We start from the raw sequence: 16486 nt of genomic DNA, 5'->3' as shown, positions 1-16486 counted from the left end.
GGTAAATACCTCAGGGTAAATCAGGATACGAAACTGTGTTATTTATAGATTAAATGCAATTTTTATGAGATGATTTTTAAAGGAACGTACCAAATAAAAATAAATCCATCAAAAAATGATACTTGAGTGCCTAATTCTGTAAAAAAAATCTGTGAACCCTGTATCTTTTGGATTCAAAACCTTAATGTGCTTGCTTTTTTATCCATAAAGAGTGAAAACTTTTCAAATTCTTGCAAATCATGAATCATCAGATTATGCGTTATGAAGAAAAGAAAGCTACTCAATACTTCATCTAAGAGTGTAAAGCAAGGTACGCAATTGGCAAAATTAACTAATTTTGCAAAGTAATTAATTGCCCATGAAAAACGTAACACGAAATATTAAGTTTATACTTTTGGGAATAATTGGCTCTTTGAGTTCACAGCATATCGTGGCGCAAGGAAAAAAAGCCCTAAACCCACCTGTTAACACAGCCAAATTTATAGAAACCGCTCCGACAGTTAGTGCAGATGGTCGTACCATGATTTTCGAGTCAAATCGACAGGGAGATTGGAAGTTGTTTGAAACCAAAAGAAAAGGAAATGTTTGGTCTGTTCCTACGCCAATACCCAAAATCAGTGCTACTTTTTACGAAAATCAACCACTCGGAGCTCCATGTTTGAGCTACGATGGAAATATTTTGTATTTCTCGGCAGAAAGCAAAGAATCTTCTGGTCACGAAGATATTTTTGTTTCCGTAAAAGAATCCACAGGATGGTCGTCACCGTCTCGTTTGCCTAATACCATCAACACCACCGATTACGAAGGATATCCATCTTTGTCACCTGATGGACAAAAGCTGTATTTTGCCCGTGCCAAATACAATGAAAAAAACACGCAAGATGCTCAATCTTGTTACAGAATCATGGTGTCTGAAAAAGCGCCTGATGGCTCATGGAAAACGCCTGTAGAGCTACCAAGTCCTATCAATTTGCTTTGCGAAAAAGCCCCTCGAATTATGCCTGATGGTAAAACCTTAGTTTTTGCCTCAGTAAGAAAAGAAGGAAAGGGTAATTTTGACTTGTATTATTCTACTCTTCAAGCGAATAATTCATGGTCGCCCGCAAAACCTTTAAACGAAATAAACACACCACAGGCAGATTTGTTTGCGGCAATACCCGCTTGTGGACAAGAGTTATTCTTTGTAGAAAATAACGATATATATACCACTTCGGTTTCCTTATTTGCTAATCAGACCATTATTGGTACTATTACTGACTCGCTTACCAATAAGCCTGTGGCAACTAGAATCAATATTTTTGATAAAAACAAAGGCAATACTCTGATAGCTTCATTCTTGTCCAATGCTGAAGGAAATTATACCGCTATTGTTCCAGCCAAAGGAAACTATTCTTTTGAAATTAGAGAAGCAGGATATTATGAGAAAAGATTAGGGTTGGATCTTACCAATCAATCAAGCTGTGAAGCAAGTGTAGAGCCTATCAAGTTGGTGATGCTCGCTAATCAGACAACGACAAAGGTCGAGCCTGTTCCAGCCAAAATTCCAGCCAATGTGCCTCAACTTAAATTGGTTTTCCAAGTAGTTGACTCACAAACTCGTTTTCTGGTGCCAGCACAAGTTGAGATTTTAGAAAAGGGGAGTGGAAAAGCTATTGCTACCCAACAACAAGGTGCAACAGGACAAATTGCAAGCGCAGTTGCTTTGGGGCAGGAATACGAATTAGTAGTAAATGCCAAAGGATATAACTCCATAAGGCAGCCCCTCAAATATGATAATCAAAAAGATGCAAAGCCACTCACACAAATTGCTTTAGAAGCTACTAATGCCAATTTTACAATAAAGGCATTGGATGCTAGCACCAATCAGCCTGCACCAAACTGGAAAGTGATTTTGACAGAAATCGGAACTGGGACTATAGCACAATTTGCGCCACAAACAGGCATGAATTATGTAAAACTCCATCTTCCAGAAAATCGTCAAGTCAAAGTGTCTATTCAATCTGATTATTTTGAAGATAATGACCTCAATTTCACTGGACAATCAACGAATGATTTGACGGTTAAGTTGATTCCACGTAAGGTTACGCTCATACGATTGAAGGCGATAGATGATGTAACACAAGGGCTTTTGTATGCTTCATTCAAAGTAAAAACGAAGAAAAAGGGCGAGGTTTTAGAAGGTAAAACGAATAAAGATACGGAGTTTTTTGAGGTTAAACTTTTGAAAGAGGACGTATTAGAAATTACGGCAGAGGCAGATGGTTACTTGCCTTTTGAAAAAACACTTGAATTTTCAGATTTTAAATTAGGTGAAAAGAAAGTAGAGCTGATAGCCATGCAAAATGACCGTTATCCTATGACGGTGAAAATTGTAGACGGAGATACCAAGCAAATCATCAAAACTTCGAAAGTGAAAATAGCTGATATGCTCACTGGCGAAGTAAATCCTACTATTCAGGGTTCTGCTGGTGAATTTAAAGCCATGATGAAACGTAAAGGATCTTTTGAGGTAGTAGCAAGTGCCGATGGCTATCGTCCTTTATCTCAAAAAATAGAGGATATTCCCGTAGGAGCAACTCTTACTTTTACCTTGTACAGAAACAAGTCTGTTCCTGTAAGCTTTACTGTTTTGGATGCTAAAACCAATAAGCCTGTTGAGGCCAATTTAACGGTCAAACTTGAGAAGTCTAATCGAGTGGAGACTTTCCAAGGTAAATCTGAAGTAGAGATACGCATATCAGAAAAAGAAGTATTTACGGTCGAAACTTCAGCGCCAACATTCAAGCACAAGCAAAGTACCTTCAACATGGCGGATTTGCTTGAAAATAAGAAGTATAATTATATCATCCGTCTCGAAAAAGAATATGTACAAGTTGCTGTCAAAGTAGTTGACAATGCAACAGGTTCCAAAATTGATGTACAGAAATATGCACTATATGATTTGTCCGATAAAAATGCCAAGCCTGAGGTAATCATTGCAAACGATGGTTCGCCAAGTATTTCGATTTTACCAGAAAACAAATACCGAATAGAGTTGGTATCGAGCGGATTTGAGCGTTTTTCACAAGAAATCAATAATTTTTCTGGTACGGAGTTGGTATGCCGAATGACACGAGTGGCATCGGATATGACAGTGACTTTGGCTGCCAAAGATTCGATTTCACAAAAACCATTAGAAGCTATATTTAAAGTAACCAAAGCAGATGGAAGTGTTGTGAGTCAGGGTTTGACCATATCTGGTAAAATGGAGTTTAAGTTTGTCATTCCTGCTTTTGGTTCATATTATGTTGAGACGGTGGTAAAAGGATATTCTGTTAAAAAAGAAAAAATTACGATTGCAGATCTTTCTACGAGTAGAAGCTTTAATGTCTATTTCTCAAGAGACTTTTCAGTACTAACCGCTCGTCCAGTTCATGCCGAAACACGTGATTTGTTGAAAGATGCCTTGGTAATTATGACAGACACCCAGACTAACAAAATGGTGTCGGCAATGGTAACACTACCCAATGGAGAAGTAAGTGCTAATCTAACGCCTGGACATACTTATAAAATGAAGGTGAAAGCAGCAGGTTTTGAGGAATATGAAACTCAATTACAGGCTACGAGCGATGATCAGCGTAAGGATTTGGAATTACAACCCTTCAAAAAGTATTTTATTCAGTTGTATGCTATTGATGCAGTCAAAAAATCAAGAGTGTCCGCAAGCATAAAAATTAGCGCGCCAGGAGGAGGTACGATTGCCGAAGGAAGTACCGATATTCGTAATGAATATGTATTAGCTTCATTGATGGATAAAGTAAATTATACTATCGAAGTAAAAGCAGAAGGTTACAAGTTATACGACGGGCGTTTCACACTCGATGAGAGTATGAAGAAAGATAAGGGTAAAACTGCTATCTGGCTCGAAAAAGAAACCATCTTGTCTTTCTCTGTAGTTGATGCCAAGTATAAAAATGTTGTGAGTAATGTTACAGCACATTTGACCGACTTAAAGTCTTCGCAAGAGTTGGCTTTAAATCTGAAAAATGATACTTATAGTGCGGAGTTGAGCCCTGTAGCTTCATATCAGTTAGATATTCAGGCAGAGGGATATATGCCTTATTCTGCTAAGATAGAGCCATCATCGGCTGACAAAAAGAAAGAAATATTGCTGACTCGTACCAAAGAGAACACGCAAGCACCACCAGTAGTGGCTAAAGTAGAAGCGCCTGCTGCTAAAAATGCTCCAGAAACGGTACAGAAGATTGAAAAAGGGAAGTCTTTTGTACTAAACAACGTGTATTTTGAACAAGGAAGTTTTATTCTTCAGAAAGAGTCCTATCCAGAATTAGACAAGGTAGTGACCATGTTGAAACAAAACCCGCAAACCAAAATCGAAATTGCAGGACATACCGACAACGTTGGTGATCCAAGGTTAAATAAAGCCTTGTCCGAAAACCGCGCTAGAGTCATTCTAAATTATTTTGTAAGCAAGGGCATAGACGATAAACGTTTGACATTTAAAGGCTATGGAGGGGCTCAACCAGTAGCGCCAAACGATAACGAAGATAGTAAGAAAAGAAACCGAAGAGTTGAGATTGTAGGGATTCAGTAGGGGAGACATACTTCCTTATCAATGGTATTTTCAACGGATCTTTTGTATCTTTTCCCAATCTTTTTTGGGAGATTCGAGACCTGATAATATTTGCTTAGAGGGGTAGCCGAGCCATTCTAATAACTCCAAAATATCCTGAAAGTGTCTTTGTGAATAAAGGATAGAGGGTTTGTTGTTAACATCAAAGCAAATGGGTTCATGATGAGCAATTCTGTTACGTAAATTATTAGTATCGGTAAGTTTTTGGTAAATATTTTTTTGATTTATCCCTTTGGGGCGATTAGGAAATATTTGTAATAACGTGTTCCCAAATACCTTAAATTGAATACCAGAAAACATAAATCGCCAAAATCCAAAACTTAAACCTGCCACAAGCTTATCATGAGAGTAGTGCTTTCTTAATGCGATTATGGTTGAGTTAACTTTTTCAGCTTGTTCAAAACGTCCCGCATGATTTCTTAATGAAGGGTCATTGAATAAGCCTGATGGTTGACTACTATGCTTAAGCCAATCTGGTTGGTTTAATTGCTTTTGATAATGCTTGTCAATGGCATTTCGTAATGCAATTTCAAGCATTGAAATTGTTCCAAAAAGCGACTGAGATAGCCTTAAATTATATTTATACAATCTAACTGCCTGAGATTTATTGCCTTGTGTGGCTGTTAGAAAACGCCCTAAACGTGGTGTTGAAAGTAACTTTTCGTGAAGTTGATACTGCGTAGACAATTCGTTGCTATTGTTTTTGTGGATAAAAGTACTTATTTTTACAACGTATTCCCCGAAACCGCTGGCTTGCCATGTGTCGGGGTTTTTGTTTTTATTTGGGATAGCTTATTCCCCAAGATTAGATTTTATCTTGTGAAAATACTCAGTCATTCATCAGTTAACAGATGAATTGAAATGTGAAAACGAATTTCGCTAAAATGGGAAGGGTCGATTTGAATAGATAGATCTGGAGCTAATCTAAAAATAGCTTTGAAGTGAGATATATTCATTGTCTTATTTATATGTAGATGCGACTATTTATTTACTAAACAAATGTAAAAATATTTTTCTAAAATAGATTATTTTATAGTCATAAACCCTCATTTTAAGGAAAAAGGAAAGGATTCAAAAAGAGTTCTTTCCTTTTTTTATATATTCAAAATCTATTACATTTTTCAACAAATCTATCACCATGAAAGCTTCTCGACTGATAATTGTTTTTTTGTTTTTTGTGAAAATAACCACACTTCAGGCGCAAGCCCCACAAGAGCGCTTGTACGAATTACGAACCTATTATGCCACCGAAGGGAAGTTAGACGTTTTACTAGATCGTTTTAAAAATCATACGCTAAAGCTTTTCAAAAAGCATCACATAAAAGTTGAAGGTTTTTGGGTACCCCTTGATAATACAGATAGTAAGCTCGTTTATTTGTTGTCTTTCCCTAATAAATCTGCTAAAGAAGCTTATTCTAAAGCTTTTGTAGAGGATAAAGCGTGGAAAAAAGTTGTGTCAGAAACCACCAAAGATGGAGAAATCGTCGCTAAAATGGAGAGTGTGGATTTAAAAATGACTGACTTTTCACCCTATGACTGGAAAAATGTGGGTAATCGTGTATTTGAACTACGAGTTTATAAAGCTACGCCCAATAATCTTGGCAATTTGCTCGACCGCTTTAAAAATCATACCATTGATTTACTCGAAAAACATGGTATCCATAATTTGATTTATTGGACACCTACTGAGACCAGCCAAGGAGCGGAGGATATGTTATACTATTTTGTGGTACATAAAGACAAAGCTTCTGGTTTGGCATCGTTTAAAGAATTTGATGCTGATCCAGCATGGAAAAAGGTCAAAGCCGAAACAGAAGCCAAAGCAGGGGGATTGCTTACCGTCTATTTGAAATCAGAATATCTAATGCCAACCGATTTTTCACCCATTAAATAAAACAAACCAAGAAGGCAAATCAAGATAGCTTGATACGACTAAAATGAGGTGTCTTTATCTATTTTTGGGTGTAATCATTTCCCTTTTTTACCTAACTTGAGAAACAATTCATATATAGCTATGAGTTGTATTAAAAAGCTTAATCAAAACACACAAAAGATAAGGGGCGATTTTCATCAACACCCTCGCAACGATTATGTCAAAATTAGCGATTATTACAGGAGCTACCTCTGGTATTGGTAGAGCAACGGCAGTAGCATTTGCCAATTTAGGAATAGATTTAGTAATCTGTGGACGCCGTATCGAACGTCTCAACGAGTTGAAAGAAGAATTATCATCTAAAGTAAAAGTTCATACCCTAACTTTTGATGTACGTGACCGTGAGGCCGTAGAAACGGCATTGAATAGTCTTCCAGAAGAATTAAAACAAGTGGATATTTTACTCAACAATGCAGGAAATGCCCACGGGCTTGGAACTATTCAAGATGGTGATGTAGCCGACTGGGATGCGATGATCGATGGTAATGTAAAAGGTTTGCTCTATGTTTCGAAGGTTGTAATGCCTTGGATGATAGCACGTCAGACAGGGCATATTGTCAATATCAGCTCGATAGCAGGTAAACAAACGTATCCGAATGGCAATGTATATTGTGCTTCGAAAGCTGCAGTAGAAGCTATTTCAGAAGGAATGCGTTTGGATTTGAACCCACATAATATCAAAGTAACCAATATTGCTCCAGGGGCAGTCGAAACAGAGTTTTCAATGGTGAGATTCAAAGGAGATGCTCAAAAATCTGATGCAGTATATCAAGGATTCCAGCCTTTGGTAGCAGAAGACATTGCGGATATTATTGCTTTTACGGTGACGCGCCCAGCACATGTCGTCTTGGCAGATATTTTGGTATATCCTACGGCACAGGCTTCTCCTGCAGTCATAAAAAGACAATAGTGCCTTACAAACAAGAAAGCCCAATACCATTGGTATTGAGCTTTTCATATTCCGAACTTATTTATGGTAACTAATTATTTCTAAATCCAAACGTGTTCAATTCTAAAACGAATTGCGCACTAAAATGTTATTATTTGAATAACAGTGTATGCAAAAAACTGCGTGAAAATCGATTTTTAACCAATGAGAGGCAATTTGTCAAATTAGTAGCAGATAATTAGGAAATGGACTTTTACTAAAAACGAACAAACTCAACTTTGCATTCTGATTTCTAATCAAAATTATAAATACTTCCTTGAATATGTGGAATATAACTCCGATTATTGAGTGAACGGCACATTAGGAATAAAATCAAAAAAAGAGAGTAATAACTAAAAGAAGAGGAATAAGACAGATATATTCTGGTCCGAAAGATTTGTTGATAGGGAGAAAATGTTTGCAGAAACTAACCATGTTATGCTAGTTTCTGCAAACTATAGATATACTACAAACTAAGGCGCTGACGTACTGCTTCGTACAATACCACACCATTAGCTACAGAAACATTAAGCGAGCCTACACGACCAGCCATTGGAATACTGGCCAATTCATCAGCTGCTTTTAATAATTCATCCGAAATACCATCCTCTTCAGAACCCATAATGATTGCTGTAGGAATAGTCATGTCTACTTCATATAGATTTTTAGAAACTTTTTCGGTGCAACCTACCACTTGAATCCCTGATTCTTGAAGATATTTTACTGTTTGAGCTAAACTTTCTTCACGACAAACAGGTAAAAAGTTTAAGGCACCCGAAGATGTTTTCATGGCATCAGCATTGATTTGTGCTGCTCCTTTTGTAGGAAGCACGATAGCATGAACACCTGTACACTCGGCAGTACGAGCAATCGCACCAAAGTTGCGAACATCGGTTACTCTATCCAAAATTAGAAGAAGTGGTGTTTCTCCTTTTTCGTAGATACCCGCTACTACGTTATCCAACTTAGCGTAATTGATTGCAGAAACAAAAGCAATAACACCTTGGTGGTTTTTACGAGTAACACGGTCTAATTTTTCAGTAGGAACTTTTTGAACAGGAATACCACGAAGACGAGCGAACTCCAATACTTCGATAGATCCTAATTCTCTTTGTACTAAAATCTTGTCGATTTCTTTCCCTGAGCGCAGTGTCTCCAATACCGATTGAACTCCAAAAACAATATCTTTATTGTCGGGTCTCGGTGCATGATTAAAATATTTGAAAGGTTTTTTAGGCCCTTCAGATTTTTGTTCGAATGACATTTTTTTTGAATATAAATATAGCACTTGGCTATGTTTGGTATTAACAATCAGATAGATATACTTATAAGTCTTTTCTTTTTGTTAATGAAAAATTTTAACAAAGTTCGTAAAGTTTTTGGCAGTAACCAACAACTACCGCATTCTTATCTGAAAGCTCCTTAAAAGTGACAGAATTCTATTGACTGTTAATGCTATTTTTGGGGTTTTATATTTAGCTACAAGCAAAAAAACAGGCTTTATATAAAATATCATTTTATATAAAGCCTAAAATATACTTTTTGTTTAAGATTTTTATGGAGTTAAATGCCTTTGTCTATGATAGTTTTTACTTCTTTAAACTTCATAGCGTTTAGTTTCTACCATAAAAAACTACCTTGATGAGCATCTAATTATCTAACCCCAACATCTCCATTACGCCATTGGTCTACTGTTGGATACCAAATAGATTGATATTCGGCATATCGCTGTAGTTCATAATGGTCTTCGGTAAATTGGTTCGCTCTTCTGTTAAAGGTAAAATTTACCTCCGAATATTGACTATTGCGAGTGTATGTCCAGATTTCTTTATCCTTAGTTCGTACTATTTTTGAAGGGTCTCCCATGATAATCCACACCATTCCTTTATCGGTTTTCCAACCTTCTTTGTAGGTACTAAACATTTTGTTGGCTTGTTCTACTCGTTGATAAAATGCCTTGATGGTGCGTTTAGCATTATTTTGATTGCCTTGAGTTACGTTCAGCCAATAGTTATCAAGTGCTTTTTTAGGCTCTCTTGAACCGTAAAGATCAGCTGTTTCGGTAGAGGTGCTCATATAGATAAGCGGACGAGCTAGCTTTTCTGGACGAGTTAGTTTTGGAAAACGTTTATCCACTACCATCAATCCGATACCGAATGCCTCAGAGGTATCTTTAGTCATGTAATACAAAGATTCTGTATCAAATCTGATGATTTTATTCGACTGAAGTGTGTAAACAGAGTCAGTATATAGGCTCTTTTGAGGTACACGTTGCCCTGTAGCCATTGGTGAAAGGGCTGGGTCAAACTCGTATTTATAGCGCATCGTTTTGAATACCGTTGTTTTGCTATCTAAACTTTTTAGGATAACAGAATCACCAGCAGTTACAAAACTTTGTAAGAGAGGCTCCGTTCCAGTTTTATCAAAAAACATATAGTAGTCTCCCACTTTGCCAGACTGGAATCTTACAAAACAGTCATTAATTGTTTTATTATTGCTACGGTTGTCTCTGATTTCGGTTAAAACAACGCCTGTGTACAAATCTTTTGGCTTAGGTACGTCAAATGATGCAATGTACCAGCCTTTGTCTTCAAGCAATGTATTTACCGAAAAATTGACATTGCCACTTACCAAAGCTTGTTTGGTGCTGTTGTACTCAGCAAATAGCTGATAATTTACTACCACTTCACGACTTACCTCTGCAAGAGTAGAGGGGCGGTCGAGATAGAAAGTTACATATACTCTGATGTTATTACCATTGTCCAAAAACTTACTTTTGGTAAGAATTCGTTGTAAGGGAACTCTATTCTCTTGGTTATTGGCAGTTTGTTTTACAGATGGATTGGTAGCAGTACATCCACTCAACAAAACTAATGCGGCGAATAGGTAAAATAATTGTTTCATAGTAATTCTAAATGAGTAAGCTCGTTTCATCAACCTACAATTTGTAGGGAATGTTCAAATGATTCAGTGTAAAAAAGCTTAAGAGGTAAATACTTTAAAGCATTTTTTGAAAGATATATGCTTAGAACTTTACCAAACCGAAACTTATTTCGGATAAATAACGAACCAATTTAAGGAGTATTTTTCTGATGTCAAGCAAAAGCGGTAATTTTGAAAAAAAATACAAAGACTCCAAGTGCCAAAGCGTGGAAACACACACTTTATTGACAAATTGGATTTTACTCAAGAATACAATGTATAAAACTACCGAAATCGCTTCCTCTGAAATTGTATCAGACAATCCTGTTCATCAGCGTTTGTTATTCCCTTATATCGAAGCCGCAAAAATGGTCTCTGGCGACTTGTTAGAAATCGGTTGTGGAACTGGCCGCGGAGTGGCTGTATTGGCTCCTTCGGTAACAAATTATACGGGTGTCGACAAAAATGAGCCTTTGATGACTAAGTTAACAGCTGAGTATCCAAGCTTCAAATTCATTGATATGTTTTTGCCACCGCTCAAAGGTATCGCAGATAATACGTTTGATTATATTGTGACTTTTCAAGTAATCGAGCATATCGAAGACGATTTGGCGTTTATCAAAGAGGCACATCGTGTATTAAAACCAGGCGGGAAGTTGATTTTGACTACGGTAAACCGTAAATATTCATTGAGTCGCAATCCTTGGCACGTGAGAGAATACCTTGCAGATGAATTGAAAAATTTAATCTTGAAAGTATTCCCTACCATTCAAACGAAAGGTATTCATGGTAATCCTAAAGTAATGGCTTACTATGAAGAAAATAAACGCTCTGTTGAGAAAATTACAAGATTCGATATTTTCAACTTACAATACCGCTTGCCAAGATGGATGTTGCAAATACCTTATGATATTGCCAACCGTATGAGCCGTGATATTATTCAGAAAAGTGATGGCAAGTTAGTGTCAGATATTACTTGGCAAGATTATTTTATTAATGACGATGCAGAAAATTGTTTCGACTTTTTCTATATCGCCACAAAGTAGTTAATAAAGTAGTTAATAATGTAGAATTGTGAGTTATGAATTAGGAGACTGTACGAAGGATTTCCAACAATTTCAGATTTGGGATTTCTGATTTCGGAAATAAAGTAAAATACCTTTATTTTTTACAAAATTTAGAAGATTATACTTCCGAAATAAACATTTTTCATAATCCTTTGTACACTACTAGTTATGAATTTCTGATTTCGAAAATAGGGGAGTATTCCATAATTTTCCTGAAATATGAGGCAAAAATTAGGCAATATTTCCAATATAAAGGTAAAGGACTAATTCATCATTCACAATTCTCAACTCATAATTGAGCACTAGGGCTTAGGTACTTTCATCAAGAAGTTAAATTGAGTTTAAAATGGATTTTCTTCCACAAAATATTAATGACTATTCAGAACAGCATACCACGCCTGAAAGTGATTTGTTGAAAAAACTGAATAGAGATACACATGTCAAAATCTTACAACCTCGTATGCTCTCAGGGCATTTACAAGGACGTTATTTGGCGGAGGTAAGTTATATGATGCGCCCACGTCGTATCCTTGAAATTGGGACCTACACGGGGTATTCTGCACTTTGTTTGGCGGAGGGTTTGGCAGATGATGGCAAAATTATTACCATCGACGTAAATGAAGAGCTAGAAACATTTACGCGTAGTTTTTTTGGCGAATCTCCTTATGCTGATAAAATTGATTATCGTATTGGTGATGCAGGTGAGATTATTCCAACCCTCGACGAAGTTTTTGACTTGGTATTTATTGATGCTGATAAAATGAACTATACCAAATACTATAATTTAGTTTTTGATAAAGTTCGTAAAGGTGGCTATATTCTTTCTGACAATGTTTTGTGGAGCGGCAAAGTTGCCAATGTAGAAGAAGGCAAGAAGATTGATAAGGATACCAAAAACTTATTAGATTTCAACAAAATGTGTCACGATGATCCTAGAACAGAAAATATCTTATTGCCATTGAGAGACGGTATTATGATTTCTAGAAAATTGTAAGGGGTATATTTGAATATTTAGTGAGTTGTGATTGAGCGATTACGTTAAAAGCTAAATCTTAGTAGCAGAGACGCAATACTTTGTATCTAGCGATATATCGTAATGAAATGTAGCATGAAAAAAGCGGTCAAAAATTATTTTTCGACCGCTTTTTTTACGCTATTATGTTAGATATAACTTGGCTTAAGACGCAATCATAGCGAGAATATAAATTTTAAAATAATCACTCATTCACTCAATCTCAAATCACTAAATATTAATATCCGCTTACTTAACTTTTAGCTTTTGCCCAGCAGAAATCGATGGACTTGATAAACCATTCATTTTCAAGAATTGAGGTACCGTTAGTCCATACATTTGTGAAATACGGAACGCCGTTTCTCCTGCTTTTACCGTATGATATTTCGTCTCAGTAGGAGTATATTCTATTGGTGTACGAGCATGAGGTTTTTCAGGAAGAGCAACAGAACTGTAAGTGCTTGTTCCTGGACCTTCGATTGGCAAATGAGCAAACTCGCCCGGAATAGAAATTTCTTGTCCTACTTCAACATTACTGGATGGCAAACTATTCCAGTTGCGAAGATCTGCGGCATTCACATTATAAAACTGAGCAATACGGAAAAGCGTTTCTCCTTTTTGAACTGTATGTACAAGTTTAAAAATGGGCTTATTGGTTGACCTTTCAAACGTTGATGTTCCAGTATTTTCAGGGTTTTTTACTGGCGCCTCATTTTTTTCAGGGGTATTATAAATAGGTTCCTCAATCGCTGATGGCTTCGGCTTTTTGTTATCGTTAGGAATAACGTTGTCTTTATTACCAATTAAAGCATCAGAACCTCCACTTTTATACACTTTTAAATCCTGACCAACACGCAATGTTACACTTGCATCTACGCCATTGAGTTGATATAAGTCTGCTATAGACATATTATACAAACGGGCAATGCTGTAATAAGTTTGTTTTGCCTCAACGCGGTGTGAGCCAATGTTCAAGTTTTTCTTTGAATCACTTGCATCGCTTGGCGGTGTTGGATTCGCAGGTTTTGGATTCGTTGTTGGGTACACAGGATCCAAAGGATCAGGGTCTTTTTTGGTAGTACTAGGTGGCGTTACAGGAACATCAGGTTGTTTGGTTGAGGTGCCTGGATTTACAAGAATTGGAGGTGGCATTTTGTCTACACCACTGCTAGTATTGTTATCTTGTTTTGGTGCTTCTTTAGGAGGTGTAGGTACAGGATTTTTATTGGTATCTTTAGGAGGCTGAGGTTGCTCTGGATCTTTGACAATCTGAATATCATCCTTCTCCGAACGGGTGTCGATAAGATAAAGAAGTCTTCCTTTTTGTAACCTTTGAACTGTTGTAATACGGTTTTTCTCCTTTAAGTCATCTAAATTGATACCATACATTTGAGATACTTGCCAAAGAGATTCATTCCCACGAACTGTGTGGAACGCTACTTGTGCTTTGCGGTCTTTTTTACGTAAATAATATACCTGATTAGGAATGATACGCTCGTTATCTTCCAAATCATTATATTTCAAAAATTTCTTTAAACTAACATCTCCACGTTCAGCTATTTTTTCGGGTGTGTCTCCTTCCAATGCTAAAATCCCTTTTTTCCCATTTATTTCGTAATAAATAGGCTCATTGGGGTTAGTATTGGCAGGCGAAAGTCTTTTGAGCACAGGGAAGCCAATATCTGGTGTAGTGTCTGGACCATTTGAAATGCTACCACTATTATTATTATAGTTGTTCGACGAATTATTATTATTATCAGTAGCATCGACAATATTCATGAGCTCTTGATACTTCATTGGATCTACAATCAAATAGACTGTATAATCTTTGTCGTCGGGAACAGACTTTGAGGTAAGCCAAGAGTTAGAAAGTTCTAATTCTTGAGTACTTACTTTCAGAAAGGTAGCAATTTCGTAAAGACTTTTACCCTTTGTTTTACTATACTCAAACAATACTGGATTGCTAATAGGAGGATTTTGTTTGGCTTTGTTGTATTCTTGGTCGAGGACAAGCTTATAGGCCAAGAAACGAATAATATACCAATCTGTTTCGCCAGTAACGGTAATTTCAGACTTGTTTGCCCATTCCATCTCTTTGGCTTTTCTAAAACTGGTATAGCCCAAGCGGTACGACAAAATACTGGCAACCCAGTTGCCCAACAAATCTTTATGTTTCTTAAAATAGCTACAAGCTGCCTTAGTCGATGCCATAAGATGCTTGCGTTCGTCTACTACAGCGTCTACTCGGAGATTAAAATTTTTGGCAGTTTCTTTTTTGAATTGCCAATAGCCGATTGCATCCGAAGTCGAACGTGCATCTGGGCTCAAGAAACTTTCTTGCACACATAGGTATTTTATTTCATCAGGAACTCTTTCCTCTTGTAAAATGCGCTCAACCGAAGGCAAATAGGTTAGCATTCGGCTCACCATTCTATTCAGATAGTTTGAATTGATGGTGAGAGGGCTAATTTCATTTTGGATTTTGGTGCGCGCCTCATCCGTAATTTTTACATTAACAGAGCCAATGACCATACTTGACGGAATATCTTGAGCCATTAATAGGCTCGGGAAGAAAGCAACAAGTAATGTTAGGTAGCGATATAATTTCATGAACTTTTTTAAGAAAAGTAAGATATATTTTGTGCAATAATTTTTAATTCAACTACGGTACTTTAGTGCAAATGTCAGGGCCAAGCGATTTCTACAGAGTTTTGTTTCTTAGACTTTCAAACGTTTTGATGTATTTACAAATACTTAATAACTTAATTCAGAGGCTAAAAAATTAGGAAAACCTCCAGTATTAAAAGAAAATGATAACGAATCAAGTAATGATAGGTCTATATACTCAATTTATGTAGAAGTAAGCTATTAGCTGATAGAATGAGCCATTCTGATACAAGCTAAATCAAAGCAAATTGCACAGGTGCAAAAGAGAAAGAGATTCTTTACATCTTGACAAGCAAACTCAATTAGAGTGCCAAATTGTAAAAGTATCTAAAAATTACTTTAATTTCGCTAGATTTTTATTCAGTGGCGCATTTTATTTGGTGCTTTTTCCCAAATTTAACGAATATACTATAGGATTATGATTTTAATTGAGAATACGGTCATTAGTGATGATATAGCCGAAAAATTTTTTGTATGTGATCTCCTCAAATGTAGAGGGGCATGTTGTGTAGAAGGTGACCTAGGCGCACCGCTGGAAGATGATGAATTGCCAATTATGGACGAAATTTTGGATGCAGTAAAACCTTACTTGTCACCAGAAGGATTGGCCGTTATAGAAAAAGAAGGTACTTATGTAAAAGATTGGGAAGGCGATTTTTCAACGCCAGTAATCGAAGGTCGTGAGTGTGCTTTTGCTTTATATGATGATAAAGGTATTTTGAAATGTGGTATTGAACAGGCATATTTTGATGGTAAAATTTCGTGGAGAAAGCCTATTTCTTGTCATTTGTACCCTATCCGTATTTCAAAATATGACCAATATGATGCCTTAAATTACGATCGTTGGCATATTTGTTCGGATGCCTGTTCACATGGTGAACAATTGGGTGTGGAGCTTTATAAGTTTTTGAAAGAACCTCTTATCCGTAAATATGGCGAAGCTTGGTACCAAGAATTGTTGGAAGAAATCAAAGACCGTCAGGAGGAGTAATGGCTACCGACAAATCAAGCATATTCGAGGATGTGTATGCCGTTGTGCGTCTTATTCCTCAGGGAAGAGTGACTAGCTATGGTGCTATTGCTCAGTTTTTAGGAAAAAAGAGTGGCGCCAGATTAGTGGGTTGGGCTATGAATGCTTGTCATGCCGACCCTTCTATCCCTGCGCATCGTGTAGTAAATAGCACGGGTATGCTCACAGGAAAAGGATTTTTTGGTGGTAATCTTATGCAAGAACTATTAGAAGCAGAAGGTCTTGTAATCAAAAATGATAAGATTGTCGATTTTAAAAAACACTTGTGGGTTCCCTCAGAAGAGCTCCTGTAGT

Annotated in this window: 11 protein-coding genes; 7 read left to right on the top strand and 4 right to left on the bottom strand. The window is 36.8% G+C overall.

Going from position 1 to position 16486, the window contains the following annotated elements:
* Positions 1-358 precede the first annotated feature (358 nt).
* Positions 359-4594 carry an OmpA family protein gene (locus QM481_RS02795; protein ID WP_283380583.1) on the top strand — a complete coding sequence of 1412 codons (4236 nt, stop codon included), beginning with the start codon at positions 359-361 and terminating at the stop codon, positions 4592-4594.
* A 30-nt stretch (positions 4595-4624) separates the two neighbouring features.
* On the opposite strand, the gene QM481_RS02790 is transcribed toward QM481_RS02795, so the two are convergent.
* Positions 4625-5320 (bottom strand): Abi family protein, encoded by a 696-nt coding sequence (locus tag QM481_RS02790; protein WP_283380582.1) that lies wholly within the window; start codon positions 5318-5320, stop codon positions 4625-4627.
* A gap of 451 nt (positions 5321-5771) precedes the next feature.
* Here QM481_RS02790 and QM481_RS02785 point away from each other — a divergent pair, with 451 nt between their 5' ends.
* Positions 5772-6527: an NIPSNAP family protein gene (locus QM481_RS02785; protein WP_283380581.1), complete on the top strand. Its 756-nt coding sequence runs from the start codon at positions 5772-5774 to the stop codon at positions 6525-6527.
* Positions 6528-6723: 196 nt separating this feature from the next.
* Positions 6724-7476, top strand: coding sequence for an SDR family NAD(P)-dependent oxidoreductase (locus QM481_RS02780; RefSeq protein WP_166551775.1), 753 nt, complete (start codon positions 6724-6726; stop codon positions 7474-7476).
* 484 nt (positions 7477-7960) lie between these two features.
* Here QM481_RS02780 and rlmB read toward each other — a convergent pair whose 3' ends face one another.
* Together rlmB and QM481_RS02770 are read right to left on the bottom strand one after the other, a co-directional pair.
* Positions 7961-8758 (bottom strand): 23S rRNA (guanosine(2251)-2'-O)-methyltransferase RlmB, encoded by a 798-nt coding sequence (rlmB, locus tag QM481_RS02775; RefSeq protein ID WP_166551774.1) that lies wholly within the window; start codon positions 8756-8758, stop codon positions 7961-7963.
* A gap of 389 nt (positions 8759-9147) precedes the next feature.
* The gene (locus QM481_RS02770) at positions 9148-10398 is read right to left on the bottom strand and encodes a GWxTD domain-containing protein (protein ID WP_283380580.1); all 1251 of its coding nucleotides are present in this window, start codon (positions 10396-10398) and stop codon (positions 9148-9150) included.
* Between the two features lie 293 nt (positions 10399-10691).
* Between QM481_RS02770 and QM481_RS02765 the strand changes: the two genes are divergently transcribed.
* The gene (locus tag QM481_RS02765; protein WP_166551818.1) at positions 10692-11462 is read left to right on the top strand and encodes a class I SAM-dependent methyltransferase; all 771 of its coding nucleotides are present in this window, start codon (positions 10692-10694) and stop codon (positions 11460-11462) included.
* A 367-nt stretch (positions 11463-11829) separates the two neighbouring features.
* Positions 11830-12477, top strand: coding sequence for an O-methyltransferase (locus QM481_RS02760; RefSeq protein ID WP_283380579.1), 648 nt, complete (start codon positions 11830-11832; stop codon positions 12475-12477).
* Between the two features lie 267 nt (positions 12478-12744).
* On the opposite strand, the gene QM481_RS02755 is transcribed toward QM481_RS02760, so the two are convergent.
* Positions 12745-15105 (bottom strand): LysM peptidoglycan-binding domain-containing protein, encoded by a 2361-nt coding sequence (locus QM481_RS02755; protein WP_283380578.1) that lies wholly within the window; start codon positions 15103-15105, stop codon positions 12745-12747.
* 475 nt (positions 15106-15580) lie between these two features.
* Between QM481_RS02755 and QM481_RS02750 the strand changes: the two genes are divergently transcribed.
* Together QM481_RS02750 and QM481_RS02745 are read left to right on the top strand one after the other, a co-directional pair.
* Positions 15581-16153 (top strand): DUF3109 family protein, encoded by a 573-nt coding sequence (locus QM481_RS02750; RefSeq protein WP_166551769.1) that lies wholly within the window; start codon positions 15581-15583, stop codon positions 16151-16153.
* Entirely contained in the window at positions 16153-16485 is a 333-nt protein-coding gene (locus tag QM481_RS02745; RefSeq protein ID WP_283380786.1) for an MGMT family protein, read from the top strand. The genes QM481_RS02750 and QM481_RS02745 overlap by 1 nt, the downstream gene beginning before the upstream one ends.
* Position 16486: the final 1 nt, after the last annotated feature.

It is taken from the genome of Flectobacillus rivi (assembly GCF_030056655.1).
Classification (GTDB): Bacteria; Bacteroidota; Bacteroidia; order Cytophagales; family Spirosomataceae; genus Flectobacillus; species Flectobacillus rivi.
This window is presented reverse-complemented; position numbering and strand designations above follow the sequence as displayed.